This is a genomic window from Pseudomonas sp. GM48, assembly GCF_000282335.1.
GTDB lineage: Bacteria > Pseudomonadota > Gammaproteobacteria > Pseudomonadales > Pseudomonadaceae > Aquipseudomonas.
The window spans coordinates 1-829 of record NZ_AKJM01000093.1 but is presented as its reverse complement, the minus strand read 5'-3'; the positions used below and the strand labels follow the sequence as shown (position 1 = coordinate 829).

1 pseudogene is annotated in these 829 nt (G+C 66.5%); it reads right to left on the bottom strand.

Features of this window, described 5'->3' with window-relative positions:
- Positions 1-829 (bottom strand): annotated as a pseudogene (locus PMI28_RS12160) (RHS repeat protein); the annotation flags it as partial.

The following is an 829-nucleotide window of genomic DNA, read 5'->3' as shown; positions in this document are numbered from 1 at the left end:
CCCAAATCGTCGTAGCGGTAGGCGACCTTGACCCCGTCCGGCAGGGTTTTGAGCAACAGACGCCCGGCACTGTCGCGCTGATAGTGGGTGACGCGTTGCGAGCCGTCATCGCCAAATTCGGTTTTCTCCGACAACTGGCCGTTCAGGTCGTAGGCATAGGCGGTGCGCCGGCCGTCGAAGCCGGTTTCCTCGCGGATCAAGCCGCCCGGCGTGTAGTCCAGCCGGTAGGTGTCGCCGGCCTCGTTGTCGATCGCGGTGAGCAACAACTGTGCATGGTCGTAGCGGTAATTCAGCGTGCTGCCGTCGGGGTTGATGCGGCGGCTGACCCGATGCAGGTCGTCGGCGTACTCGTAGCGGGTGACGCGGCCCAGTTCGTCGGTTTCGGCGGTGACCTGGCCGTAGGCGTTGTAGGCGTAGCTGCGGCGCGCACCGCTGGGGGAAATCGTCGCGGTCAGGCGGCCAACAGCGTCCCACGCATAGCGGGTGACGCCGCCGTGTTGGTCTTGAACACTGATCCGCCGTCCCAGCGCATCGTAGGCAAAGGCCCGCTGACCGCCATCCGGCAAGGTCTCTTCGAGCAGTTGCCCCAAGCCGTTCCAGACGAAATGATGGCCGCTCTGGTCCGGGTAGCGGACGGTCAGCAGCCGCCCCTGCGGGTCGTAGAAGTAGCGGGTGATCTGCCCGTCGGGGTCGGTGACGGCGCTGACGTCGCCCTGGGCGTTGCGCTCGTAGGTCCAGGTCGCGTCACCCCGAGTGCGGGCATGGAGGAAACCGTGGCGGTATTCGTAGGTCGTCGGCGCTTCGTCCGGCGGCAGCCGGGCGATCAGCC